The 26,868-nt window shown below is 63.3% G+C and carries 19 protein-coding genes; 5 read left to right on the forward strand and 14 right to left on the reverse strand.

Annotation, left to right across the window (positions count from 1 at the left end; genetic code table 11):
• Window positions 1-25 precede the first annotated feature (25 nt).
• The 6 genes from B0E48_RS02590 to B0E48_RS02615 are packed head-to-tail and all read right to left on the reverse strand — an operon-like array spanning window position 26 to window position 6,651.
• Window positions 26-943 carry an SMP-30/gluconolactonase/LRE family protein gene (locus B0E48_RS02590; protein WP_254423826.1) on the reverse strand — a complete coding sequence of 306 codons (918 nt, stop codon included), beginning with the start codon at window positions 941-943 and terminating at the stop codon, window positions 26-28.
• On the reverse strand, window positions 940-1,704 hold the full coding sequence (locus tag B0E48_RS02595; RefSeq protein ID WP_139350127.1) for an SDR family oxidoreductase: 765 nt from the start codon (window positions 1,702-1,704) through the stop codon (window positions 940-942). Before B0E48_RS02595 ends, B0E48_RS02590 begins: the two co-directional genes overlap by 4 nt.
• A gap of 40 nt (window positions 1,705-1,744) precedes the next feature.
• Complete coding sequence (gene dgoD / locus B0E48_RS02600) at window positions 1,745-2,893, reverse strand: galactonate dehydratase (protein ID WP_077515858.1); 1,149 nt, start codon at window positions 2,891-2,893, stop codon at window positions 1,745-1,747.
• Window positions 2,890-3,534 carry a 2-dehydro-3-deoxy-6-phosphogalactonate aldolase gene (locus tag B0E48_RS02605; RefSeq protein WP_077515859.1) on the reverse strand — a complete coding sequence of 215 codons (645 nt, stop codon included), beginning with the start codon at window positions 3,532-3,534 and terminating at the stop codon, window positions 2,890-2,892. The genes dgoD and B0E48_RS02605 overlap by 4 nt, the downstream gene beginning before the upstream one ends.
• Entirely contained in the window at window positions 3,528-4,472 is a 945-nt protein-coding gene (locus B0E48_RS02610; RefSeq protein ID WP_077515860.1) for a 2-dehydro-3-deoxygalactonokinase, read from the reverse strand. The genes B0E48_RS02605 and B0E48_RS02610 overlap by 7 nt, the downstream gene beginning before the upstream one ends.
• Window positions 4,473-4,518: 46 nt before the next feature.
• A complete protein-coding gene (locus B0E48_RS02615; RefSeq protein ID WP_077515861.1) occupies window positions 4,519-6,651 on the reverse strand; it encodes a beta-galactosidase in 2,133 nt (710 codons plus the stop codon).
• Here B0E48_RS02615 and B0E48_RS02620 point away from each other — a divergent pair.
• Complete coding sequence (locus B0E48_RS02620) at window positions 6,611-7,747, forward strand: phosphotransferase (RefSeq protein ID WP_077515862.1); 1,137 nt, start codon at window positions 6,611-6,613, stop codon at window positions 7,745-7,747. The two genes, B0E48_RS02615 and B0E48_RS02620, sit on opposite strands and share 41 nt — an antisense overlap.
• Window positions 7,740-9,086, forward strand: coding sequence for an aminotransferase class III-fold pyridoxal phosphate-dependent enzyme (locus tag B0E48_RS02625; protein WP_077515863.1), 1,347 nt, complete (start codon window positions 7,740-7,742; stop codon window positions 9,084-9,086). Before B0E48_RS02620 ends, B0E48_RS02625 begins: the two co-directional genes overlap by 8 nt.
• 31 nt (window positions 9,087-9,117) lie before the next feature.
• On the opposite strand, the gene B0E48_RS02630 is transcribed toward B0E48_RS02625, so the two are convergent.
• From B0E48_RS02630 to B0E48_RS02640, 3 genes are all read right to left on the reverse strand, one after another.
• Complete coding sequence (locus B0E48_RS02630) at window positions 9,118-9,669, reverse strand: hypothetical protein (protein ID WP_139350128.1); 552 nt, start codon at window positions 9,667-9,669, stop codon at window positions 9,118-9,120.
• A 129-nt stretch (window positions 9,670-9,798) separates the two neighbouring features.
• Window positions 9,799-11,280, reverse strand: coding sequence for a PLP-dependent aminotransferase family protein (locus B0E48_RS02635; protein WP_139350129.1), 1,482 nt, complete (start codon window positions 11,278-11,280; stop codon window positions 9,799-9,801).
• A gap of 163 nt (window positions 11,281-11,443) precedes the next feature.
• Window positions 11,444-12,163: a FadR/GntR family transcriptional regulator gene (locus B0E48_RS02640; RefSeq protein WP_077515866.1), complete on the reverse strand. Its 720-nt coding sequence runs from the start codon at window positions 12,161-12,163 to the stop codon at window positions 11,444-11,446.
• A gap of 558 nt (window positions 12,164-12,721) precedes the next feature.
• On the opposite strand from B0E48_RS02640, the gene B0E48_RS02645 reads away from it, so the two are divergent.
• Together B0E48_RS02645 and B0E48_RS02650 are read left to right on the forward strand one after the other, a co-directional pair.
• Window positions 12,722-15,283: a TonB-dependent receptor gene (locus tag B0E48_RS02645; RefSeq protein WP_168170276.1), complete on the forward strand. Its 2,562-nt coding sequence runs from the start codon at window positions 12,722-12,724 to the stop codon at window positions 15,281-15,283.
• Between the two features lie 57 nt (window positions 15,284-15,340).
• Window positions 15,341-17,419 (forward strand): trehalase family glycosidase, encoded by a 2,079-nt coding sequence (locus B0E48_RS02650; protein WP_077515868.1) that lies wholly within the window; start codon window positions 15,341-15,343, stop codon window positions 17,417-17,419.
• 130 nt (window positions 17,420-17,549) lie between these two features.
• Here the strand turns inward: B0E48_RS02650 and B0E48_RS02655 are convergent, their stop codons facing one another.
• From B0E48_RS02655 to B0E48_RS02675, 5 genes are all read right to left on the reverse strand, one after another.
• Window positions 17,550-19,532, reverse strand: coding sequence for a M1 family aminopeptidase (locus B0E48_RS02655; protein WP_139350130.1), 1,983 nt, complete (start codon window positions 19,530-19,532; stop codon window positions 17,550-17,552).
• Window positions 19,533-19,610: 78 nt separating this feature from the next.
• Window positions 19,611-20,837, reverse strand: coding sequence for an AGE family epimerase/isomerase (locus B0E48_RS02660; RefSeq protein WP_077515869.1), 1,227 nt, complete (start codon window positions 20,835-20,837; stop codon window positions 19,611-19,613).
• The gene (locus B0E48_RS02665; RefSeq protein WP_077515870.1) at window positions 20,834-21,814 is read right to left on the reverse strand and encodes a carbohydrate kinase; all 981 of its coding nucleotides are present in this window, start codon (window positions 21,812-21,814) and stop codon (window positions 20,834-20,836) included. The genes B0E48_RS02660 and B0E48_RS02665 overlap by 4 nt, the downstream gene beginning before the upstream one ends.
• 48 nt (window positions 21,815-21,862) lie before the next feature.
• Window positions 21,863-23,104 (reverse strand): L-fucose:H+ symporter permease, encoded by a 1,242-nt coding sequence (gene fucP / locus B0E48_RS02670; RefSeq protein WP_254423875.1) that lies wholly within the window; start codon window positions 23,102-23,104, stop codon window positions 21,863-21,865.
• 89 nt (window positions 23,105-23,193) lie between these two features.
• Entirely contained in the window at window positions 23,194-24,246 is a 1,053-nt protein-coding gene (locus tag B0E48_RS02675; protein WP_077515872.1) for a LacI family DNA-binding transcriptional regulator, read from the reverse strand.
• A gap of 131 nt (window positions 24,247-24,377) precedes the next feature.
• Between B0E48_RS02675 and B0E48_RS02680 the strand changes: the two genes are divergently transcribed.
• The gene (locus tag B0E48_RS02680; RefSeq protein WP_217317822.1) at window positions 24,378-26,729 is read left to right on the forward strand and encodes a GH92 family glycosyl hydrolase; all 2,352 of its coding nucleotides are present in this window, start codon (window positions 24,378-24,380) and stop codon (window positions 26,727-26,729) included.
• Window positions 26,730-26,868: the final 139 nt, after the last annotated feature.

Consider the following 26,868-nt stretch of genomic DNA (forward strand, 5'->3'; position numbering starts at 1 on the left):
GGGACAACCTTGCCGTGGCCCGTACTCATGGAGTTTTGCTCACTGGCGGCATGCCTGCGAAGCGTGGTTCGGGCAGACCGCGCACGCCGATCCGCGAACGGAACAGTGCGCCGGCGTGGGTGTCGGCATCCAGCTGCGCCGCAGACAATCCATCGCGCGCGCTGGTGACATAGAGCGTATCGAGATCGGGACCGCCAAAGGCAGGCCGGGTCGGCTGGCGCGCAGGTACCGGCAACAGCTGGCGCACCGAGCCGTCAGCGGCGTAGCAGGCCACGCGAGCCAGGCCCCATTGCGCGTTCCACAGCGAACCATCGGCATCGACACACGAGCCATCCGGTTCGCCAGCAAGCTCGCCCAGGTTCGTGAACAGTTGCGGTGTGCCCAGCGTGTCGCCGTATGCGCAGCGCTGGATGCTGCGTGACAGCGAGTCGCAGTAATACATCGTGGTGCCGTCGGGACTGAAGGCGATGCTGTTGCTGATGGCTACCTTCGGCAGTGCCAGCTGTTCCAGGCTGAGGTCGGCATTGAGTCGCCAGAAACTGCCGAGCGCTTGCTTGTTGCCCTCGGCGGGCTCGTGCATCGTGCCGAACACGAAGCGGCCCTGGCGATCGCAGGCACCATCGTTGCAGCGCGTGGGCAGCCCGGGCTCGATCTCGTGCAGTGTCTGCAGCTGGCCATCGGCGAGACGGAAGAACGCCAATCGTGATGCCAGCGCCAGAAGCAGCCAGCCATCGGTTTCGCATAGTGCGAACGAGGCGAGTCGTTCCGGCATCGGCCAGTGTTCCAGCGTGCCGCTTTCAATGTGCAGGCGGTACAGCGTGGCGCGCTGGATGTCGGTCCAGTACAGCACCTGCGCGCGCTCGCACCAGACGACGCCTTCACCCAAGGTGTTGCCAGCGTCCAGCGCGAGGTCCATCGGCGCCAGTACGGTCGGTGTGGTCATACCCAGCCGCCGTCCACGATGAAATCCTGTCCCGTACACATGCGGCTGTCGTCGGCGGCGAGGAACAGGGCGACACGTGCCAGGTCATCCGCCATCAGGAAACCGGGCATGCATTGCGTGCGTGCAATTTCCTCGCGACCGGCGTCGTCCAGCCACAGGCGCGCCTGCTTGTCGGTGATGGCCCAGCCCGGCACCAGGCTGTTGATGCGGATGTACTGCTGGCCGAGTTCGCGCGCCATGCCGTTGACGAAACCGTGTATCGCCGCCTTGGCCATCGCGTAGAGCGGATAGCCGCCATTCTTTTTCATCCAGCCGGTGGAGCCCAGGCAGATGATCGAGCCGCCGCCGAGCTGGCGCATGTCGGGAATCACCGCCTGGGTGGCGAAGATCTGGTGACGCAGATTCACCGCCACGTTGCGCTCGAAATCGACTGAGTCGATCTCGGCCAGTGTGTGGCGCGCGTCGTTGGCCGCGTTGTTGACCAGCACGGCGATCGGTCCGATCTGCGCGCGGGCTTCGACGATCGCTTTTTGAAGTGCATCCAGATCGGTGAGATCACAGTGCAGATAGTGCGGTGCATGCGGCACGTCGGCGAGCGACGCACACAGCGACGCCGCGCTGGCATCGTCCACATCGAGAAACGCCACCCGCGCACCCTGGCGCGCGAAGCCTTCGACGAAGGCCGCACCGATGCCGCTGGCACCGCCGGTGATCAGCACACTGCGGTCGATCAGGCTGGGATAGCTGGCGAACGAAGGCATCAGCAGGCTCCGGAATCGGGTGATGGCATAGCCACGATGCTCACCATTCGGCGACACTGCCATCGTCGTGGCGCCACAGCGGATTGCGCCAGCGGTGGCCAACCTCGGCACGCTCGGCGACGTAGGCTTCGTTGACCTCGATGCCGAGGCCGGGGCCGCCGGGAATCGTGACGTAGCCATCCGCGTAGGCGAAAACATTGCGGTCGACCACATAGTCGAGCAGGTCGTTGGCCGCGTTGTAATGGATGCCCAGGCTTTGTTCCTGGATGAAGGCGTTGTGGCATACCGCATCGAGCTGCAGATTCGCTGCCAGCGCGATCGGGCCGAGCGGGCAGTGCAGCGCCAGCGCCACGTCGTAGGCTTCCGCCATCGCCGCGATCTTGCGCGTTTCGGTGATACCGCCGGCATGCGAGGGGTCGGGCTGGATGATGTCGACGCCGCCCATTTGCAGCACGCGCTTGAAGTCATAGCGCGTATACAGACGTTCGCCCAGCGCAATCGGTGCCGGCGCGATGCTGGCGAGTTCCGGAATCGCATCTAGATGCTCGGACAGCACGGGTTCCTCGATGAACATCAGCTTGTACGGCGCCAGCTCGCGCATCAGCACCTTGGCCATCGGCTTGTGCACGCGGCCGTGGAAATCGATGGCCAAGCCGATGTGCGGGCCGACCGCCTCGCGCACCGCCTGCACGTTCTCTAGCACGCGCTCGACCTTGGCGTGACTGTCGACGAAGTGCATTTCTTCGGTGCCATTCATCTTGACGGCGGTGAAGCCGCGTTCGACCGCGGCCTTGGCGGCCTTCGCGGTATCCGCCGGACGGTCGCCGCCGATCCACGAATACACGCGAATGCGCTCGCGCACCGGGCCACCAAGCAGCTCATGCACCGGGACACCGAGATGCTTGCCCTTGATGTCCCATAGCGCCTGGTCAACGCCGGCGATGGCACTCATCAGGATCGGGCCGCCGCGGTAGAAGCTGCCGCGGTACATCACGTTCCACAGATCCTCGATGTGGCGCGGATCCTTGCCGATCAGGTAGTCGGACAGTTCATCGACGGCGGTGGCCACGGTATGTGCGCGGCCTTCCACCACCGGCTCGCCCCAGCCGCTGATGCCGGCATCGGTGTCGATGCGCAGGAAACACCAGCGCGGTGGCACCAGGAAGGTGGTGAGTTTGGTGATCTTCATGCACGGTGTTCCTGAGATTTTGGAGAGACCGTCGCCCACGCCTGCGCGAAGGCGTGAGCGCGGCTGGCGACTTCATCGGCATCGAGGCCGGGCGCATACAGCGCGGAACCAATGCCGAACCCCTGCGCGCCGGCGGCGACCCATGCCGCCATGTTGTCGGGCGTGATGCCACCGACCGGCAGCACCGGCAGTTCCTTGGGCAGCACAGCACGCCAGGCCTTGAGTGCCTCGGGCGACAGCTGGTCGGCAGGAAACAGCTTCAGCCCGTCGGCGCCGGCCGCGAGTGCGGCGAAGGCTTCGGTGGGCGTGGCGACACCGGGTACGCAGACCATGCCCGCTTCCTTGGCCGCGCGGATCACGACAGTGTCGGCGTGCGGCATCACGATCAGACGGCCACCGGCGTCGGCGACTTCTTGCACCTGGGCTGGAGTCATCACGGTACCGGCACCGACAAGAAAGCTGTCGCCCAGAGACTGGCTGAGCCGACGGATGCTTTCCATCGGCTGTGGCGAATTGAGCGGCACTTCCAGCACGCGAAAGCCGGCGTCGGCGAGCACGTGGCCGATCGCAACTGCCTCGTCGGGACGGATGCCGCGCAGGATCGCGACTAGGGGCAGGGGATTGAGCCAGGAGCTCAGCATGAAGAAGTTTCCTTGGGCGCCGTGGGCGAACCGGTGCTGACCAGACCGATATCGCAGGCAATCTGCCACAGCCCGTGCGCGGCGGCGTCCACGATGGGTTCGGCGAGATCGAGGTGGAATTGGGATGCGGCCAGCCGATAACGCGCGCACAGCGCGGCATCGCCAATCAGCTGGAGCGGTGCGTCGTGGGGGAAACGATTCGAGGCAAGGCTGGAACGCAGCTCCTCACCGATCAGCAGGCCGGAGAGATACTCGGGCACGGCGTCCGGCGCCAGCGCACCGTCGAGCATCAAGGCGCGGGCCGAGAACAGCCGGCTGAATGCTCCGGCGCTGCCGCTGTCGCGCGCCGCGATGACGCCACGCGCAAACGCGGCAGGATTCACCGCAGCATCGCCCGAGCCGGCACAAAGGATCGAATGCTGCCGCAGCAGCGCAAACAGTTCGCCCGTCATCAGGGTACAAAAATCGACCACGGTGCCATCGCGCACACGAGCCCACTTGCTGTGCGTGCCCGGCAGGATCCAGGTGGAATCGGGGATCAGTGCCGGGCGCAAGGCAAGCGCGCCCAACAGCTGGGTTTCCTCGCCGCGCATCACGTCGGGGCCTTGTGGATTGCGCAGGCCGGGAACGATATGGACGTCCGAACCATCGTTGGCGCGAAGACTGCGGACGGCGCTGCCGAGCTGCGCCGTGTCGGCGGGAAGGTCCAAGTACGGCACCTCAAGCCAGCCCTGGCGGCTGCCGATCATGCCGCAGGCCAGTCGCGGTAGTTGGGGCCAGCCCGCGGTGATATCGGTCAACGCGGCATCGAAGCCACCATCCGGCAGATGACGAATGCCCCAAGCGCGCGCTCGCGTCTCGCGAATTTCGCCAACCTCATCGAGCCAGTAGGCACGCAGGCCGGAGGTGCCCCAGTCGAGTCCGATCAAACCGCTCATGGATTCAAGTTTCCCCCATGGCACAGCAATACGGATGTTAGGTGCATCACGGCGTGGTGTCCTTCCAGATCAGCGTCTGCGCCGGGGCCAGCGGCACCTGGCCGTGTACGATCTTCGCGCTTGCCGGCAGCACAGGGGCAAACGGCTGCGGGTTGTAGTTCACCATGAAATCAAAGCCGCCGCGCCAGTCGAGGAACACGCCCTTCGGCAGATCCTCGATCGCCACGCCCGCACGTTGATAGACGCTGCGCACGATTTCACGCTCCAGCTCGCCGTCATCGGTCGACACGCCGATCATGGTGACGCTGCCCTTGCCCAGCTTGCGGGTGGTTGCCGCGGCCTTGCCGGCATAGTAATGATCGGCATAGGTGGCGAGCACCTGGGTGCCTGGGCGCGGCGTGAGAATGTCAGCCCAGCGGTGCCAGTCATGCGTCTTGCCGTCCGCGGTGACGTGTCCGCTGGCGCTCGGCGGCAGCATGTCGAAGCCATCGACATCGTCGCCGATCAGATCGAGGATTGGTGCATACCACGGTCCTTCATGGAACTGGCCGAGCTCGTTTTTCTGCCCGGTGCGGCTGGTCAGGATCAGATGGCCACCTTGTTCCACATAGCGCCGCCATTTGTCCGCCAGCTGCTTGCTGACCATCTGGTAAGCCGGCGCGATCAGGAACGGATAGCGGCTGAAATCATCGTCTTCCGCAATGAAATCCATCGGCGCGCCGGTGCTTTTTACGGCCAGCGTGTAGCCGTTGCGGTAGGCCCAGCTGTTCCACAACGTGGTTTGCGGCTGGATCTCCAGGTCCCAGAAAACATCCTGACTCCACAGATAGGCGGTGTAGCGCGCCGCCAGTTTTTGCGGCAGCGGTGCCTTGCTGTCGAGCTGCGATTCGAGCGCCTTGATCTGATGCAGGGTGTCGACGAATTCACGCCCGGTGCGCGAGAGCGTCACGCCGTCGGTGCCGACGATGCCCTCGTGATACATCTCGCTGCCGCGCAGCGGGTGACGATAACGGTAGGTGCTCAGCAAGGACGCGCCGGAAGCAAAGGCATGCCATATCCACATGCTGACCGCGCCGGGCATCGGCTGCGGATTGATCTCGCCCCAGTTCACCTGACCCGGCTGCAATTCCATCACGCCAAAGGTGCCGTTGATGGAGCGGAAATATGCCGCGGCTTCCATCAGGTTGGCGGGCTTGCCGATTTCGAAACTATCGCCGCCCAGCACGTTGGCGCCGGCGACCGGATAGAGCGTGAAGGTCGGGAAATCCAGGTCATGTGTCCGCCGCGGATCGGTGCCGGTGGAGACGTTGGTGTAGTTGGTCGTCACCCACTGCCCGGGGCGGGCGTACTTCTTGATGATCAGCGCCTGGACATCGAGAAAGTGCGCGGTGGTGTCGGCCTGGAAGCGGGCGAAGTCGAGCTGCGCATGCGGGCTCAGCTTGTCTTCGGCCGCGAGCGTGGCATTCGGGAGGTGCACCTGCTTGAAGCTGCCGTAGCGAGTGCTCCAGAACGAACCGGCCCATGCGGTATTCATCGCCTCGATGCTGCCGTACTTCTTCTGCAGCCAAGCCTGGAACGCCGCCCGCGCGCTGTCGCTGTAGTCGAGGAAGCTGCCGGGCTCGTTGTCGACCTGCCAACCCCAGACGCGCGGATCGTGGCCGTAATGCTCGGCCATGGCGGTGACCAGGCGTGCCACGAAGGCTTCGTACTTCGGATTGGCCAGGGATACTTCCGCGCGGATGCCGTGTTCATGGCGCTGGCCGTGTTCGTCCACCCGGTAGACCTCCGGGTAGCGCTCGTCCATCCAGCTCGGCGGCGCCGCCGACGGCGTGCCGAGGACGACGCGCAATCCAGCCTTGCTGGCCAGGTCGATGGCGTGATCGAGCCATGTGAAATCGAACTGGCCTTCTTCGGGCTCCAGGTAGGTCCAGTCGAATTCGGCCATGTGCGTGAAGTCGAAGCCGAGCTTGGCCATGCCGTCGAAGTCACGCTGCCACTGGTTCCGCGGCCATTGCGTCGGGTAATAGAACACGCCAAAGCTCATCGGCTCGCGCTGGTGCAGCAACGCCGCGCCTTGCAGCGGCGCCGGATGCGGGCCGCCGGCATCGACCGGGTTCGCGTTGGCAGCGGTGATCATCATGGCAGTGGCCAATACCGCCGCCAGCAAGGGCCGAAACATGGGATGCGCCTGTGGTGAGTTTAAAATGTCAACTTATACTACAATTAAGACTCCCGCAATATTCGTGCGCGATCCTATGGACATCCTGACTCCTGACGCGGCACTGGCGCTGGCTGGCCGGCACTGGCGCATCCATGGCGATATTTGCGCCCTGCCATCGTATGCCGATCAGAACTTCCGCATCCGCACCGGCCATGGCGAGTATGTGCTGAAGGTGGCGCACCCGTCATGGTCGCGGCTGGATCTGGACCTCGAGAATCAGGCCATGATGACGCTGGCTGAGTGCGAGCCCACGTTGCAGTGGCCGCGGGTGCAGCTCGCCGTGGACGGCGAGCACCTGTTGACCTTGCCGATCGCGGGGCAGCCGTGCCAGGTGCGTGTGTTAAGCTTCGTGCCCGGCACGACGTATGCGGATGCCATCGGAGCAGTCCCGCAGACGCAGCGCGCGGCGTTGCATGAGAGCCTCGGCGGCGCGGTCGGCCGGCTGACGCGCGGGTTGCAGGACTTTCATCATCCGGCGGCCGACCGCCAGCACGACTGGAATCTGCTGCGCTTGCCAACACTGCGCGGCGAAATCGCGCATATCGAAGATGCCGGGCTGCGCGCCATCGTGCAAACGCACGCCGAGGCGTTCTGTGCCCGCCTGCCGTCATGGCGAACGCAGCTGCCGATCACGGTGCTGCACAACGATGCCAACGACCTGAATGTGATCGTGGCGAATGACGGCGATGGACTGCGCGTTCGCGCGGTGATTGATTTTGGCGATATGTGCACCAGTTTCCGGCTGGCCGATCTGGCGATCGCCTGTACCTATGCGATGCAGCATGAGGCCGATCCGGTGGCGTGTGCGCGCACGATCGTTCGCGGCTATCAGGCGCAGTGTCCGTTGCAGCGCGTCGAGCTCGAACAACTGCATGCCTTCATCCTCGCGCGCCTTTGCCACAGCGTGCTTATGGCGACGCGCGCGCATCGGGAAGAGCCTGACAACCCATTCATCCTCGTGTCGCAGCAAGGCGTGCGCGCGTTGTTGCGCGAACTCGCTGAAGTCGACCACGATGCCATCGTCGGCCCCTTTCTGGAACCAAGCCATGACTGATCCCACCGCCTCCGGCCCGACCGTCGGCGCCACCGCCAGCAACGTGCCGCAGCGTAGCAATGCCGACATCCTGCGCTTGCGCAAACGGCTGCTGAATCCGACCCTCAGCGTGTCGTACAACGAGCCGCTCAAGATCGTTCGTGGTGAGGGTATCTGGTTGTATGACCAGCACGGTCAGTCCTATCTGGACATGGTCAACAACGTCTGCCATGTCGGGCATTGCCATCCGCGCGTGGTCGCGGCAGGGCAGGCGCAAATGGCGCAGCTCAACACCAATACCCGTTATCTGCATGACAATATCGTCGAATATGCGCTGCGCCTGACCGCCACCTTGCCCGAACCGTTGTCGGTCGTGTTCCTGACCAACTCGGGCACCGAAGCGAACGACCTGGCGCTGCGCCTGGCGCGGGCACACACCAAGGCACAGGGTGTGGTGGTGGTGGATCACGCCTACCACGGCCATTCACCGTCGATGGTCGAGTTGAGCCCGTACAAGTTCAACGGCAAGGGTGGGGCAGGGCAGAGTTCGCATGTGGGTGTGGTGGCGATGCCCGACACTTATCGTGGGCCTTTCCGCGAAACGGCCGCGGCGGGTCGGCAGTATGGCCAACTGCTGCCAGCAGCCATCAACGGTCTGCGTCAGCGTGATATCGCGCCGGCGGCGTTCTATTGCGAATCGCTGCTGGGCTGCGGCGGCCAGATCGTGCTGCCGGAAGGTTACTTGCCTGAAGCCTACGCGGCCGTGCGCGCGGCCGGCGGCGTCTGCGTGGCCGATGAAGTGCAGGTCGGCTTTGGCCGGGTCGGCGAACATTTCTGGGCGTTTGAATCCCAAGGCGTCGTGCCGGATATCGTCACCATCGGCAAGCCGATCGGCAACGGCCATCCGATGGGCGCGGTGGTGACCACGCCGGAGATCGCCGCCAGCTTTGTCAGTGGCATGGAGTACTTCAATACCTTTGGCGGCAATCCGGTGTCATGCGCGATCGCGCTGGCCGTGCTGGATGTGATTGCCGACGAACAGCTGCAGGAGAACGCACGTCGCGTCGGTCAGTTCCTGATGGACGGACTGCGCGAATTGCAGCAACGGCACGATTGCATCGGCGACGTACGCGGTCGCGGCCTGTTTGTCGGTGCCGAGCTGGTGCGTGATCGCGCCGCGAGAACGCCCGACCAGCCGAAGGCCAAGGCCGTGGTGGAAGCGATGAAGGCACGTCACGTGCTGCTTTCCACCGAAGGCCCCGACGACAACGTGCTGAAGATCAAGCCGCCGATCGTGTTCAGCCAGGCCAACGCCGAAGAATTTCTGGACAAGCTCGATCAGGTATTGCGCGGGTTGTAGTCCGGCATGACGAGCGGAAGCCCGAGCGCGATCACTTCAGCCGCGTCAAGTAAGCCTTGAACGCGGTTGCCCATGTTCGGCCGCCGTCCCGGGAGTAGGAAATCTCAAAGCGATGAGAGTTGGTCGTGATGTCAGACCAGACCCCGCGTACCAGAACCGTACGGCCCTTATAGACGCTCGTACCGAAAAATTCGCCCCGACCGTCCTTGAAGCTTCCGATGGTCGGGGCCTCGATCTCTCCCGAGTCGCTGTCGATGTAAGTCTGGCTCCATTGCCCGGCCTTGGCGTTATAGACGAAGAGCGTCGCGCCTTCCCAATGTCCGTTGGGGCCGTCGGCCTCGATTTCCTCAAGCCACGCGCGACCATTCCAAACCGGCCGCGCGGTCTTTGTACCGTCCATGGTCACCGTGTGGGTCCCGCCATCGAACGGGTCGAGCACTTGCGTGGCATGGGTATGCCAAACCCCGCGAGCGAAGTCGAAATCATGAGCGCCGTCCCGAGGCGACGCGGCTCTTGCATTCAAGGACGCGCATGCAAGAACACCGGCAATCATGACTCCACGTAACAGTAGTCGCCACATCATTGCGCTCTCCGCGTAACCAATCCCAAGATGAAACTTTAGGGAAAACCCGCAGCGTCAGAAGGGCCAGTCGGAGAAATTTGGGGTGGTCCACTTTGCTGACGCGGCGTCGGGAGGTTTCTCAACCGCCGGCTAGAGCACGCGCCGCAATGTCTGCATACCCTGCTCGATAGCCTTGAGATCGACGGCTCCGTAACCGAAAACCAGGCCTTCCGATGTGGGTGCGCCGAAAAAATAGCGTTCAAACGAATGCAGATGCACGTTTGACTCCAGCAATCGTGCGGTGACGCGTTCGAGGCGCTTGGACGGGGTCGAGAACGCCGCCACATGCATGCCGTAGTGCGACTGCATCGGTGACAGTTCTCCCGAGAAGTCCGATCGGAGTATTTCTTCTATGAGATCCCGTCGCTTCTTGTATACGTCACGAAGCTTTCGCACGTGCTGCGCCAGATGCCCATCCGCGATGAAACGGGCAACCGCCATTTGCGTCAACGTCGGACAATGCCAATCGAGACAGTTCTTCGCGGTAATCAGCGCCGGCATGGCCCACTGCGGTGCCACGGTGAATCCCAGTCGCAGTGCAGGGAGCATGCACTTCGAGAAGGTGCCGACGTGGAACACATCAGCCGCGGTCGCCGTGGATCGCAGCACCTGCAGTGGCGTGCCGTCGTAGCGGAATTCTCCGTCGTAATCGTCCTCGACGATGACGGCCCCATGCCTGCGTGCAAATTCGAGCAGTGCCACCCGCCGCGGCGCTGACATGGATACGCCGGACGGAAATTGGTGTGAAGGGCATACGCAGACAATCTGTACCGGGATCGGCAGGGCGTCGACCACCAGCCCTTCCGCGTCGACCGGTACGGGTACAAGCTTGGCGCCGGCAGCGAGAAATGCAGCGCGCATCGGCGGGTAACCTGGATCTTCAATGGCGACCGTCGTAACCCCAGGGGTTACCAGTACACGGGCAAGAATATCGAAAGCCTGCTGCGCGCCGGCGGTAACCAGCACATCGTCGGGCTCGCACACGAGCGCGCGCGAGATGCCAATGTGCGTCGCGATGGCTGCCCTCAGCGGGTAGTGACCCTGGTTGCCTTGCGGACTCTTGAAGGCAGGCGGCTTCAATTCCATTCGTCGGAGCTGCTTGGCACTCACCCGACGAAATGCTTCGAAGGGGAATAATCGCGGATCGACCAGCGCGGGCCGGAAATCCAGGAATGCGGCCGCGCTCGGCGCCCTTGTACGCTGATTGTCTTGCCAGAAGTTGAGTGTCCGGGCCAGCTCGGGCTGCGACCACAGCGAATTCAGACGTGGATCGGGCGTTTGTTGTGCCAGGAAGGGTTCGCGCGGCGGGCGACTTTGCTTCGCCGCCACATACGTTCCCGAGCCTTGCCGGGGCTGTACCAGGCCCTCGATCGCCAGCCTCGCATAAACCCGAGCAACCGTGTTTCTCGATACACCGAAAAAGACAGCCGACTGACGCTCCCCCGGGAGTTTGGACCCGGGAACCAACCGACCATCAAGAACTGCGGCGCGCAACTGCGCGTAGACGGATTCCGCAGATCGGCGGCTTCCTCTGGGCGGCGGGTCAAAAGCAATTTCGAACAGACTACGCATACCCTCCACATCACTCGCCACGGTTTTTCTTCCGAAGTGGCTCAATAGCGCGAGACGGTGAAGAAGTTACTGCAGCTTCAAGCAATGATGGCGGAGCGAACGACAGCATGGGTGTCGACGGATTTGCAAACGCAACTGGTGGCGGGTTTCAGCAGGATAAGCATCAGGAAGCTTTCCTGGAGCTACCCTTGCGCTTCTTGTGCAGGTTGGCCAGCGAATCCTCAATCATGCTTTGCATCGCCTTGCGTGCGACCTCCGGCTGTTTGCGGCGGATCGCTTCAAGCACTTTCAGATGGTGTGGCAGGGAATAGCTGAAGTTGCCGGCCGTTTTCGCCGACAACACGAAGAACATCCCGAGCGCGCTTTCGACCACCGAGAACAGCGAGATCATCAATTCGTTGCCGGTCGCCTGAAGCACGGCATCGTGAAAGCTGAGATCTGCCACGGCCCACTCTTCAGGGTCACGGGCCGCCTCCATTTTTCGGTAGGCAAGCTCCACGTTGGACAGTTGAGTCGCGGTACGGCGGCGTGCTGCCGCGGCCGCTGCCGCCGGCTCGATGATTTCGCGCATCTCCACCAGTTTTTCGATGAAGTCGTCGGTCGGCATCGAGGCGCAACGCCAGGAAAGGACGTCCGCATCCAGCTGATTCCAGAAGTGCGTCGCACGTACGCGGGTACCCACGCGCGGGCGCGACTCGATCAAGCCCTTGGCAGACAGGACTTTCAAGGCTTCGCGCAGGGCCGTGCGGCTGACATCCATGCTTTCGGCCAGAGCCTCCTCGCGCGGCAAGATATCGCCCGGACGCAAGTCACCGATAACAATCCGCTTGCCCAACTCACGGATCACATGGCCGTGCAGATTGCGTGCATCCGTCGCTTTCATTTTTCAGCTTCTCTCCGCGGTAAGGGCGCTTTCAGCGTTGTCAGGCAAGCACGGCATGTTGCAGTGCGGTAGCGCCTGGAACTGATCATACAAATATACCGTGGGAAGTCTGCGCGGCACGCATATATATCCGGCGGCCTCGGGTTGAAATTCAACCGCAGCAGCGCGCTTCTCTAACCGCCGGCACCTTGTTGCTGGCCACGTCCGCGCCTTGCTTTGAGCCAGCCATCGACCATGCCCGGCGCTTGCCGGCCGGTGGTGACATCGCTGCTGCGCCCGTCCCTGCCTACCTGTCGAATCGCCATCCGGCGGGCCGCGTCCCATGGCGTGCGGTTAGGCGCGTCTTCGTCACGTCTATCCGTCTTTTATACTATGGTAGTACAAATTGAGTTTTCTGGGCTAGGATGCGTTCTCGACGCTGCCCGGCTTGTGGCAGGGACCGCGGCGAAGGAACGAAACAGCTTCAAACACCGAATGGACCTGGCCACGCGCAGGCGCAACGGCATCGAGTCCAGCCAAATAACTATTGATCCATATGTTTCGGGGAGGAGATTCATCATGAGAAATTGCACGCAGATCAATCGACGGGCTCTAAGCGTTGCCATCGGCGTCATGCTGGCGACCGGTGCTGCCCAGGCCCAAGAGTCCCAGTCCACGGCGTCCCAGGCTACGCCATCGCAGGTCGCGCCATCGACCGAGCACGGCAAGCAGAAACCCGCTGAAGCGACATCGGCGCAGACGCTCAACACCGTCGTGGTCACCGGCAACTCCGCCTTTGGTGGCATCAAGAAGATCGATGCCAGCTACTCGGTCACCACGGCGACCAGCGAGCAGATCAGGGAGCTCAACCCGGTCAGCACGGCCGACCTTTTGAAGATGTCGCCCGGCGTGTATCCGGAATCGTCCGGCGGCGAGACCGGCGCGAACATCGAGGTCGCCGGCTTCCCATCCGACAGTGGCGCCCCTTTCGTGACGCTGCAGATGAACGGCTCGCCGCTGTTCCCCAAGTGGGACTATTTCACCGACGCGATGTTCCGCCTCGACGACACCATCGATCGCGTCGAAGCCGTGCAGGGCGGCACCTCGGTGCTGTACGGCAACGGCCAGCCCGGCCTGATCGCCAATTTCATTCTGAAGGAAGGTTCCTCGACGCCTGGTGGCGACATCGGCGTGACCTACGGCTCGGAAGGCATGGAGCGGCTGGACGGCTTCTACGGCTTCCCGATCGGCGGCAAGGACAGCGGCTGGTACGGCAGCGTGGGTGGCTTCTGGCGCAAGTCGGACGGTGTGCGCGATCCGCAGTTCGCCTCGGACAAGGGCGGTCAGCTCACCGCCACGCTCAGCCACGATCTGGAACACGGTTCGCTGATGTTCTACGCGCGTGACCTGAAGGACAAGAACCAGTGGGTTACCGACACGCCGATCTACAACCCGTCCGCGGGCAAGTTCTCGCCCTATCCGGGTTTCAGCCCGCTCACCGGCACCTTCGGCAGCAACGCCGATCGCTACCAGTTCCTGCAGACCACGCCCTGCTTCACCAGCGGCTGTACGCCTGGCGGGCAAAACATCGACATGGCCAACGGCCAGGGCGGTGACATGCACGTGGTCGGCGCCAACCTCGATCTGGAGTTCGACAATGGCTGGTCGCTCTCCGACAAGGCCATCCTCGTCGGCGGCAGCATGGACACCACGGCGTTCTACAGCACCGGCGCCAACCCGACCTCGCTGGGCGAGTTCATCACCGGTTCCGTCGCCGACTTCGGCCTGCCGTCCGGCGGCACCGCCACGGCGGTCTACACCAACAACGGCCAGCCGGCGGACTTGAACCAGAACGTCTCGGTGCAGAACCCGGAGTACATCCACAAGCGCATCCACTCGCTCAGCAACGAGTTCCGGCTGAGCAAGGAAATTTTCGACGGCAACACGCTGACCTTCGGCAACTACACCGCGGTGTACGGCATGGACCACTCCGAAGCCGACGGCCTCAACATGCTGTTGCAGGCGAAGAACAATCCGACCCCGATCGCGGTGGACTACACCGAGGGCGGCAACGTCTACCAGCTCACCGACAAGCAGGGCCTGTTCTGGGCCACCGGCCCGGCGTCGTGGATGGCGTTCAACGAGGATTGGCACGCCACCACCACGGCGTTCTACCTCGCCGACGAGTGGACGGTGGGCAAGTGGCGCTTCGACGGCGGCGTGCGCTGGCAGCATGACAACATCGGCGGCAACTTCCAGAACACCGCGTCGGGCGACCTCGACGCCAACCCGAACACCGTCTACAACAACAACGCCGAATACCTGATCGACAGCTGGACCCATTACGGCCAGAACCGTGGCGCGGCGTCGTGGACACTGGGCGCCAACTACAAGCTGGCCGACAACATGAGCATGTACGCCCGCGTCAACAACGGCGCGTTCCTGCCCAGCTTCGACGACATCGTGAACCTCGGCAATCCGCCGACCGAGCACATCCACAACTACGAGATGGGCTTCAAGTACCAGGCACCGTGGATCTACGCGGATATCAGTGCGTACCATCGCCAGTTCATCGGCGTGCCGTACTCCATCCAGCTGAGTACGGGGCTGGTCAGCCTCGTCTACGGTTCGATGACCAATGGCGTCAACGCACAGGTGATGCTCAAGCCGTTCGAGCGCTTCTCCGTTGCGCTCAGCGGCAACTACATGCACGGCCATTACAACCGTTACGCGGGCTGCGTGACGTATCAGGCGCAGGACGGCAGTTTCCTGTGCAGCAGCATCGCCGGCATGACGGTAGATCGCCAGCCCGAGATCCAGTACCGCGTGACGCCAGCCTACGAAGTGCCAACCAGCTGGGGCAGCCTGAAGTTCTGGGCCACCTACGAGCACATCGGCAACCGCTTCAGCGACCAGCTGATGCAGCAGCCGATGGGCAGCTATTACGATGTGAGCTTCGGTGCCAACGCCAACATCGGCCAGAACTGGATGCTGAGTCTGCGCGGCACCAACGTCACCAACCAGATTGGCATCACCGAGGGCAATGCCCGCCTGTTCGGCTTTGCCAGCAGCGGCGGGGTGATTCTCGCCCGCTCGATCGAGGGGCGTGAAGTCAACTTCCAGGTCAAGTACAAGTTCTAAAATCCTAGGGAACGAAACCGTTGCCATCCGGGAACCTGCGTCGCGTCGGCTGCTTCCGTGGCCGACGCGGCCTCCTCACCAGCGGTCCGCGCGAAGGAACGATACGTCATGCGTCCACCCATCAAACTCCTGATCGTTGCTGCGACTATCGCGGTCTTTAATCTTGGCGGCGGGGGCGCGCGGGCTGAGCCAGTCGTCAATCAGGCCGATGCCGCTACAAGCTATCTCGATGTGCTCGACCTGCATGGTGCACCGCAGACGCCAACGGATCGAAGCTTCAACATCTTTTTTGACGCCGGTTCGTGGCATGGCTACAGCCTGCCTGTTGCCGGTGATCTGGCAACCGGATTTTCCGGCCCCTTCGTGCACAGTCTTGGCAATGGCCAATGGATCGGTGCGCGCTTCGCCCAGGTGGCATTACGGGATGCCACCAATAACCAGAACATCGCCCTGAACCCGGTCGATAGCCACGCTGCACCGGGCTATCTGGTACGCCAGTTTTCCGGCCCGGACTTGACGGTGCGTGAGACCTTTTTCTTTGCCGATTCCTGGCATGCCCTGGTGCGGATCGAGCTGACCGCGACAACAGCGCAGGACGTGGATCTTTCCGTTGCCGGGCGCGTGATGCCCCAGCAGCAGGCCGGGCTGGTCAAGGACGGCGATACGGTGGCGCAAACCTTCGCCAACTCGAACTCGAAGCTGACCACGCGGCTTCATGCTGACGGCACTCCCACTTACCGGGTCACGCTGTCGGGAGCCGACTACCGCATCGCGTTGGACCAGCCCCTGCATCTGAAGCCGAATCAGACGGCAACGGTCTTTGTCGAGCAGACCCTGGTTTACGACGTCCATGCCGACCAGCCAACGCCGGTCGATGTCGCTTCGGCCTGGACGCAAAATCGCGCGCGCTGGGACAACTATCTGAAGTCCGTGACATCAAGCCACCTTGCCGGTATTCCCGACGAGGTCGCACGACGGGTTTCCGTCAAGGCCATGCTGACCCTTCTGGGGAACTGGCGAGCGCCGCGTGGCGACCTGCATCACGACGGTGTCGTCCCTTCGTATTCCAATCCCGATTTCAACGGATTCTGGTCCTGGGATTCGTGGAAGCACGCGGCGGCACTGGCGCAATTCGCGCCCCAACTCGCGCGCGATCAGATGCGCGCGATGTTCGACTACCAGGCCGCCGACGGCATGGTTCCGGACTGCATCTACCTCGACAGGGCAGGCAACAACTGGCGCGACACCAAGCCGCCGCTGGCGGTGTGGGCGACGCTGGAAATCTATCGTGCTACCGGCGACAAGGCCTTTCTGGCCGAGATGTACGACAAGCTGGTGCGCTATCACCGCTGGTGGTTCACGGCGCGCGATCACGATCACGACGGTCTGGCCGAATATGGTTCGACCGACGGCAGCAAGGTCGCCGCGAAGTGGGAAAGCGGCATGGACAACGGCGTCCGCTTCGATGCCATCAGCATGCTGAAGAATGGTGAGGGCGCCTGGTCGATGGATCAGGCGTCGGCCGATCTCAATGCCTACCTGTACAAGGAAAAACTGGATCTGGCGCAGGTCGCGGCCATCCTCGGCAAGACCCAGGATCACGCACAGTGGCTGAAAGAGGCCGCGACGATGAAGACCGTTGTTCAGACACGCATGTTCGACAAGACGCGCGGTTACTTCTTCGATATCAAACTGGGCAGCGGCGATCCCGTGCGCGTTTATGGTTCGGAAGGCTGGACGGCGCTGTGGGCTGGCGTGGCGACTCCCGATCAGGCCAAGTCGGTGATCCGGATCATGCTGGACCCGAACAAGTTCGCCACCTTCATGCCGTTCCCAACACTCGCCGCCGACGACCCGCACTTTTCACCGATCAAGGGTTATTGGCGTGGTCCGGTATGGCTCGATCAAGCCTATTTCGGGGTCGAGGCTCTCCGGCGCTATGGCTACGACCGGCAGGCCGACGCCATGGCACGCCGTCTGGTACTCAACGCCAAGGGCCTGACGCAGCAGGCCCCCGTGTATGAGAACTACGACCCGTTGACCGGCCAGGGCTATCAATCAGCCAATTTCAGCTGGTCCGCCGCCAGCTATCTATTGCTGCTGCAGAAGCGGACGGATGACCACCACGCGCGGTGATCGCGCTTGTTCGCCAGCGTCGCCCCGGAGCCGCTCTGGTACGGATTTGATGGGTAGTCAAACGAAAGGCGGCAGTCGCAGGACTGCCGCCTTCTCGTGTGCCGACAAGTAGCGGCGCGCGATCAGTCGCTCACGGCATGCTGATCGTGTTGTTGCTGCGATCGATGTCCGGCAGTACATGCATGGGATCGATGCTGATCGATTTCACCTTGTGCGTGCCGTCCACATGGATCACGTAGCTGCGGTGCTGCTGCCAGGTTTCCCACGGCACGCGGACGTCTTGCTTGCTGCCGTCGTCGTAGAGCACTTCGAGCGTGGCGGGCAGCACCAGCTGGTCGAGATTGGCTACGGTGACGTCGATGCCCTTGCGGTAGTCGCCATCGGTATACGTGGCCTGCTGCACGGCCAGGTCCAGTGTCCAGTCGTGCTCGTACCAGCCGCGCCAGAACCAGCCCAGATCCTCGCCGGTTTCGCTTTCCATGAAGCGGAAGAAATCCGAGGGGCTGGGATGCTTGTACGCCCAGGTGGCGATGTACTTGCGAAACGCCGGGTCGAAGCGTTCCGGCCCGATGATCTGCTCGCGCAGCAGCACCATGCCGAACGCGCCCTTGAAGTAGGTGATCGGGTGGCGATATTTCTCCGCCACCATGTCGGCGCCGATCAGCAACGGCGGGGCTTGCCGATCCAGCATCACCTTTGCCATCTGGTCGGCCGGGCTGCCGCTGCCGGGGGCGTACTCGCTGTCTCGCTTGGGCGCGTATTCGCCGTGGTTGAAGGCGTCCGCCTCGTAGACATCGATGAAGGTGTTGAAGCCTTCGTCCATCCACGCATCGCGACGCTCGTTGCTGCCCACGATCATCGGGAACCAGCTGTGCCCGATCTCGTGTGCGATCAGGCCATGCAGGTCGCTGCCCCTGGAGTGTTTGGAGTCGAAGGTGATGCCGGGGTATTCCATGCCGCCGGCGGTGCCGGCCTCGTTGATCGCCACCGGCCACGGATACGAATACCACTGTTTCGAGAAGTACTCGGTCGAGGCCTTGAGGTATTCGGTGGCGCGACCCCAGGCGGCAGCGCCGGCGCTCTCGACCGGATACGCCGACATCGCCAGCGCCGTCCTGCCTTCGGGCAGGTTGATCCGCGCGGCATCCCACACGTACGCCTTCGAGGCCCCGAATGCGACGTCGCGCGTGTTGTGCATGCGGTAGTGCCAAGTCAGCGTGCCACCCTGCTGCGGACGGCTGGACGGCTGGGTGACTTCCTCCGCGCTGCGGATCATCACGGTGCTGTCGCTGTGCCGCGCCTGTTCCAGCCGCTGCTGCTCGGTCTTCGTCAGCACCTCGGCCGGATTCAGCAGTTCACCGGAGCCGACCACGATCATGTCCGAGGGCACGGTGACCGAATAATCGAAATCACCGTATTCCAGATAGAACTCGCTGTTGAGATAGGGCGCGGTATCCCATCCGCGCAGATCGTCGTAAACGCAGAGCCGCGGATACCACTGCGCGATCTCGAAGATCTCGCCGTTCTTGCTGGAGTTGACGTCGGTGCGGCCGCCGAACTCGCCAGGCACCGTGTAGCTCCATGCGATATGCACGCGCAGGCTGCCGCCGTTGCCTTTCAGCGCCTCAGGCAGTTGTACCTGCATGCGGGTGTCGGAAGCCGCCCATTTCACGGCCTGCTGATGGCCGTGTGTGTCTTCCACTTCGACCGAGGCGATGGTGTAGCCGTCGGTGAATTCCTTCGGGAAACGTCCAGTGAATGCGCCGCGCGCATCCTTGCGATAGCGATTCTGATCCAGCTGAAGCCACAACACGTCGAGTGAGTCCGGGCTGTGGTTGGTGTAACTGATCACTTCGCTGCCACTGAGCTTGCGACTGGCCGGGTCGAGTGTGGCCTTGATCTGGTAATCGGCATGGTTCTGCCAGAACAGCGGGCCGGGCCTGCCGCTGGCCGAGCGATAGGCGTTCGCCGACTGCGGGTAGACGTAGGGCGCAAAGGTCTGCAGTGGATCGAAGCGTGAGGCGGTGCCGGCATCCGCGGCATGTACGGGCAATGCCGCTGTGGAAAGCAGCGACAGGCAGGCAGCGAAGCATGGGAGCGTGAGGTTTTTCATGCATCAGTTCCAGGGGATGGAGGTGCTTGCGGCATCAGGTATGCGGTGGAGAAAAGAGTGGCGGCGCGTTCCGCTGGATCAGTGCGGCGGCAACACATGCAGCAATTCGTAGCACGCGCCCATGGTGTGGTAGTCGGTCTTGCCGGCGGGGCTTTTCTCGTCGTCGATCTTGCGGTTGGTGCGGGTGAGGATGCGGTACCACGCGCCGTAGCGGTGATCGACGAAATGCTGCCACGCGTACGCCCACAGTTTCCCGTACCAGTCGTCATAGGCGGCCAGGCCGGTACGAGCATGCAGCAGGGCGGCGGCGACCAGTGATTCGGCTTGTACCCAGAAATACTTGTCGTCGTCGCACACGCTGCCGTCCGGTGCGAAGCCGTAGCAGATGCCACCGTGCTGGTTGTCCCAGGCACGTGCCAGCGCGGTGTCGAACAATTGCTTCGCGGTCGGTAACAGCCAGTTTTCCTCGCGACCGCGTTCGAGCAGCAGCGGTTCCAGGATCAGCAGCAGCTTGGCCCATTCGGTCTGGTGGCCGGGCTGGAAACCCCACGGGCGGAACAGGTGCTTCGGATCATCGCGGTGGTAGTCCCAGTCGATGTTCCAGTCGCGGTCGTAATGCTCCCACACCAGTCCACCAGTCTGGGCGGTTTGACCGCGGGTCATGTGATCGGCAAGCGTGAGCGCGCGTTCCAGATAACGCGGTTCGTCGCTGGCCTGGTAAGCCGCCAGCATCGCCTCGCACATGTGCATGTTTGCGTTCTGCCCACGGTAGTCGCTGAACTGCCAGTTGGCATCGGCTTCATCGCGGTACAGCCCGGCGGGCGCATCCCAGTAGCGCTGTTCCAGCAATTGCCAGGTCTCGTCCATCCACGCGGCGGCTTCGGCGATGCCGGCCTTGTAGGCGGTGGCGTAGGCGAGCAGCACAAAGGCCACGCCATAGGCATGGTTGGTACGGTCTTCCGGCTGGCCGTCGCGGATCGTCCAGGCATAGCCGCTGCTGTGCGGGTCGCGATGAACCTCGCGCAGGTAATGCAGGCCATGCCGCACGGCGTCGAGATACTCGCGATTGAGGGAATCCGACGTGTCGAGTTCGATCGCAGCCATCGCGTAGTTGAAGACGAAGCGTGTGCTGCTGACCAGGTGACGATGCTGGCGATCGTAGATCGTGCCGTCGTCCTTGAAGTAGTGGAAGAAGCCGCCGGCCAGATCGATCGCACGCGGGTGATAGAACGCCATCGTCTGCGCGATATGGCTGCGCAGGAATACGGCGGAGTGGAAGTCAGGCATGCTCGGCGACGTGTTCATGCCTGTCCCTCCATGAAGGCCAGCACTTCGTCGCCGCGCGGCATCGCGGCGAACGAACCCTGGCGGGTGGCGGTCAGCGCACCGCCGGCCGCGGCAAAGCGCAACATGGCGTGCAGACGTGGCAGTTCGGTCACCAGCTGGTCGATCCGCTCGGGTGCGACGGCCAGCTCGGCGAGGCAGCACAGCAGGCCACCGACGAAGGCGTCGCCGGCAGCGGTGGCATCGACCGCCTCGACCGGATAGCACGGCAGCTCGCCTTCGACATCGGGATGGAACCAGCGCAGCGGTTTCGCGCCATCGGTCACCACCACTAGCCGCGTGCGGCCCTGCCACAGGCGGTCGAGTGCCGCCTGTTCGCCATCCCGTGCGAGCCACGTGAATTCCTCCGCAGACAGTTTCACCACGTCAGCCAGATGCAGTGCCGGCCACAGCAGCGGATGCGGATCGACGTCGGCCGGCCACAGGGCGGGACGCAGGTTGAGATCGAAGCTGACCAGTGCGCCGGCGCCGTATGCACGCTGCATGCCCTCGCGGGTGGTCGCGGCCAGCGCCGGGTCGGTCATGCTGTTGGAGCAGACGTGGAGCACCGCGATATCGCGGAAGGTATCCGCGCGAAAGTGCTCGGGACGGAACAGCAGGTCGGCCGTACGCTCGCGGTAGAAACTGAAACTGCGCTCGCCGTGGGCGTCCAGCGTGACGAAGGCGAGTGCGGTGTTCGCTGTGTCGGTGCGCTTCACATCATCGGTGCCGACGCCGGCCTGCTGAAGGCTGTGCAGCAGGAAATCGCCGAAGCGGTCGCGCGCCAGCATGCCGGCAAAACGTGCGGCACCGCCGAGCCGGGCCACCGCCACGGCGACGTTCGCCGGGGCGCCGCCGGCGAACGGCACGAAATGCCGCGCGAAGCCGGACCCGTCGCCGCCCTCGGCATGAAAGTCGATGAGTGCCTCGCCGAAGCACAGGATGGGTCGTGTGGTCATGCAGTTTGATGTCCCGGAATGGAAAACTCGGTGCTCGCGGCGCCACCTTCAGCTGGTTTGCGGCAACGCCTCGATGCGGGAGCCGCGGATGCCGTAGAACAGGATGTACAGATAGCAAAGCAGCGGCAGGAAGAACGCGTGCTGCAAGCCGATGTGATCGGCGAGCACGCCCTGCACGTAAGGGACGATCGCGCCGCCCACGATTGCCATGATCAGCAGGCTGGAGGCCTTGCTGGTCATCGGTCCCAGCCGCTCGATACCGAGTGCGAAGATGGTCGGGAACATGATCGAGTTGAACAGGCCGATCGCGATGATGCTGTACATCGCCACATCGCCACTGCTTAGCATGGTGGTCAGCACCAGCAGTGCATTGATTGCGGCGAAGGTGGCCAACAGCTTGCGCGGCGAGAATTTTGCCATCAGTGCGGAGCCGAGGAAGCGGCCGACCATCGCGCCGCCCCAGTACCAGGATACGTAGTGCGCGGCCTGCTGTTCGCTCATGTGGCCGATGTCCGGCATCGAGAGGTAATTGACCATGAAACTGCCGATCGACACTTCCGCACCGACATAGAAGAAGATGCCGAGCACGCCGAACCGCACGTGCGGATGGCGCAGCACCTCGGCGAAGCCGTGTCGGGCATGGTCACCCTGGTCGGTGGCCTCGGTCAGCGCCGGCAAGCGGAACAGCCACACGAACACCGCCAGCAGGAACAGCACCACGGCCAGCCCGATATACGGGAACTGCACGGCCTGTGCCTGCTGGGTGTCGTAAAGCAGTCGTTGGGCCGGCGCCAGCGCGGCCAGCGCTGGCGGATCCTTCACCACGTTGGACAGGATCAGCAGGCCACCGAACAAGGGAGCCAACGTGGTGCCGAGCGAGTTCAGCGCCTGCGCCAGGGTCAGTCGACTGGAGCTGGTTTTTTCCGGACCCAGCAACGCCACGTACGGATTGGCGGCCACCTGCAGCACGGTGATGCCGGTGGCCAGCACGAACAATGCGCCGAGGAATGCCGGATACAGATGCATTTCTGCTGCGGGCCAGAAACCGAGCGCGCCCAGTCCGGCGATCGTCAGTCCGGCGACGATGCCTTTCTTGTAGCCCAGCGCGGCGACTAGCCAGCCGGCCGGCAGCGCCATCAGGAAGTACGCACCGAAGAAGGTGAATTGCACCAGGATCGCCTGCGCGTAGCCGAGCTGGAAGATCGACTTCAGATGCGGGATCAGGATGTCGTTGAGGCAGGTGAGGAAGCCCCACATGAAGAAGATCGTGGTGAGCACACCCATCGCCATCGGGTAATCGGTGTAGCGCTCGTTGCGGGCGCCGGGTGCGATGGGTGATTGCGGCGGAGTAGCGAAAGCCATGCGAGTTCCCCGGTTGATCAGGTGGTAGAAGGTGGACAGCTGCTTTCGCGCACGATCAGTTGCACCGCTGCGATGGTCTTGCGGCTGTCCGCTTGAGGTTCGTGCAGCCGCTGCAGGATCAATTGTGCCGCCTGCTGTCCACGCTCGCGCGGTGCGGTCGACAAGGTGGTCAGCGGCGGCATGCCCAGTGCGGCTTCGGCGATATCGTCGAAACCGGTCAGCGCGAAATCCTTGCCTGGGCGCAGCCCGCGTTGGTTCAGCCCAAGCATCAATCCCAGCGCCACCGCATCGTTGTAGCAGACTGCGGCGGTTGGCGTGGGCGTGCCGGTGAACAAGGCATGGGTCTGATGGGCGGCATCAAGTCGGGTCGGCGCACACTCGATTCGCCAGTGCGGCTCGATCGTCAGTCCGGCCGCCTGCATCGCCTGCGCATAGCCGGCATGGCGCTGGCGGCACGAGCTGGAATCCAGGTGACCGCCGAAGAAGGCGATGCGCCGATGCCCGCGTGCGATCAGGTGCTCGGTGGCCAGACGGGTGCCGTGCTGGTTGTCCAGCATCAATTGGTCCCAGTGGGCGAACTCGGGCATGGCACCGCCCAGTTCGCGATTGAACAGCAGCAACGGCGCCTGCGTGCCGATCGCCGCCAGCACCTCATGCGCGTTGCTGTGCTCGGCCGGCGACAGGATGATGCCGCCGGGGCCGTGTTCCAGCAGCGAACTCAGCACGGCCTGCTCGCGCGTCGCCGATTCGCCGGTACAGCCGAGCAGGGTGACGAAGCCGGCTTCGCCCAAGGTCTGATCCACTCCCGCGGCGAACTCGGCGAAGAACGGATTGGTCAAATCGTTCAGGACCAAGGCAATGCTGGATGAGGTGCGCCGACGCAGATTCGCGGCGGCACGGTTGTAGACGTAACCTTGCCGACGCAGCTCCTGCTCGACCCTTGCACGGGTGTGCTTGTTGACCAGCGGACTGCCACGCAATACCAGTGACACGGTGGCCCTTGATAGCGCGCAGCCGGCAGCGATGTCATTCAAGGTTACCTTGCGGCCGATCGGGGTATGGCTGGACATCGAGTTATGCCGAATTAGAACGATCCAAATGTAGCTTATCGATGCAGATGCGCACGTCGCGGCGCAGCATGCGTTAGCCCGTCGCGGGTGTTAGCTTGCCGATCTAGATCGATCCAAATCCGAGGCTCATGATGACCGTCCGTTCGCGTCACTTACTCCCCTGGCTGGTTGCTGCCGCGTTTGGCATCGTGGTTGTCACGCCTGGAATCGCCCAGGCGGCGAGCCCCGCAAACGGTCATGCCGCCGAGGTCGATCCGCGCATCGGCACCGGCGGCGATGGTCATACTTTTCCTGGTGCCACGGTGCCGTTCGGGATGATCCAGTTGTCGCCGGATACGGCGATGCCGGACTTCAAGCACGCCTACAAGTGGGCAGCCGGCTACCAGTACGGCGATCCCACGATCATGGGTTTCTCGCATACGCACTTCTCCGGCTCAGGCCATTCGGATCTGGGTGATGTGCTGGTGATGCCGATCGCGGGTGAAGTGAAACTGGACCCGGGCGATCCGGCCAAACCCGGCAGCGGCTACCGTTCGCGTTTCAGCCACGCCAGCGAAGTGGAGCAGGCCGGCTATTACGCGGTGACGTTGAGCGATTACGGCGTACGCGCGGAACTGACCGCCGGGCGTCGGGTCGGCTGGCATCGCTACACCTTCCCGACCGGCAAGCCGGCGCATGTGCTGCTCGACCTGCGTCCGAGCATCTACGACTACCCGGGCAAAGTGCTGTGGGCCGATCTGCGTGTACATCCGGATGGCACGGTCACTGGATGTCGTACCACCCGTGGCTGGGCGCCGGGACGTGAACTCTGTTTTGCGATGCGTTTCTCGCAGCCGATGGCGTCGCGCGAGCTGTATGACCGCGAGACGGACATGGTCTACAAGGGCTTCGCGGGGCCTGGGAATCAGCCGGAAGATCAGAGCGCGCAGAACGGTCGTGCACTGGTCGGCGTATTCGATTTCGGCAAGCTGAAGCAGCCGCTCGAAGTGAAGGTGGCGATTTCGTCGGTGAGCCAGGCAAACGCGATCGCCAACCTCGATCAGGATGGTGCGGGTTGGGATTTTGACGGCCGTCGCGTGGAAGCCACGGCGGCCTGGAACAAGGCGTTGTCGGTGATCGACGTGGCAGGGTCGCCGGCGCAGCGCACCGGCTTCTACACTTCGCTGTATCACGCGATGCTGGCGCCGACGCTGAGCATGGACGTCAACGGCGACTACCGTGGGCCGGATCATCAGGTGCACCACGCCGACGGGTTCGAGTTCTATTCCAGCTGGTCGATGTGGGATGTCTATCGCGCCGAGGAGCCGCTGATGGTGTTGTTGCGGCCCGATCTCAGCACGCAGTTCATCCGCTCGCTCATCGCTGCACGCGAGGCCAGCCCGTTCGGCATCCTGCCGGTATGGGCGTATCAGGGGCTGGAGACGTGGTGCATGATCGGCTATCACGCGGTGCCGGTGATCGCCGATGCCTATATCAAGGGCGTGCGTGGTTTCGATGCGGATGCAGCGATGCAGGCGATGGTGGCGAGCGCGACCTATGCGCCGTACGGCGATCTTGGCGACTACATGAAGCTCGGCTACGTGCCGATCGACAAGGAAGTGGAGGCTGCCTCGAAAACGCTGGAATACGCTTACGACGACTGGTCGCTGGCGCAGATGGCCAAGGCGATGGGCAAGACCGATATCGCGGCCACGTTCGAGCAGCGTGCCGGCAACTGGCGCAATGCCTGGGATCCGAAAACCGGCTTCATGCGCGCGAAACTGAGCAACGGCCAGTTCCGTGAGCCGTTCGATCCGGCTTTCGCCGGCTACGGCAGCGACTACACCGAGGGCAACGCCTGGCAGTATTCCTGGTACGTGCCGCAGGACGCAGCCGGACTGATCGGCGCGATGGGCGGCGATGCGAAGTTCACCGCCAAACTCGACCAGGTGTTCGATGCCAAGGTCGATCCGGCGCAGTTCAAGAACGTCGAGGACATCACCGGACTGATCGGCTGGTATGCGCACGGCAACGAGCCGAGCCATCACATCGCCTATCTGTACGATTACGCCGGTGCGCCGTGGAAGACGCAGCAGCGGCTGAAGCAGATCATGGACAGCCAGTACGCCACGCGGCCCGACGGCCTCGCCGGCAACGATGACCTTGGCCAGATGTCGGCGTGGTATGTGTTCACGGCGCTGGGCTTCTATCCGGTGACGCCGGCCAGCGACGAGTATGCGATCGGTCGGCCGTTCGTGCCGAAGGCGGCGCTCCACCTGAGCAATGGGCGCACGTTCAGCGTGAGTGCCGCGCCGCTGGATGATGCGCATCCGTATGTCGGTGCGGTGACGCTCAACGGCAAGCCGCTGGATCGCGTCTATCTGCATCACGCCGAAATCCTCGCCGGTGGCGAGCTGCATTTCAGCATGCAAGCCGCCCCGAACATGCGGTGGGGAACGGATGATGCGGCGAGGCCGACAGCGATGAGTCGCTACGGCCAGTGAGCCGTTGCCGCGGTGACCCGGGCGCAGCAAGCCGGGTCGCTGCGATGGATCCGATGACTCGTTTGCAGCCTTCGCGACGCTGATTGGCGAGCCGTCAAAACATGCCAGAATGCGGCGATGTTTCATCCATCAAAGTTTT

This window comes from Rhodanobacter sp. C03, from assembly GCF_002001175.1.
Taxonomy (GTDB): Bacteria; Pseudomonadota; Gammaproteobacteria; order Xanthomonadales; family Rhodanobacteraceae; genus Rhodanobacter.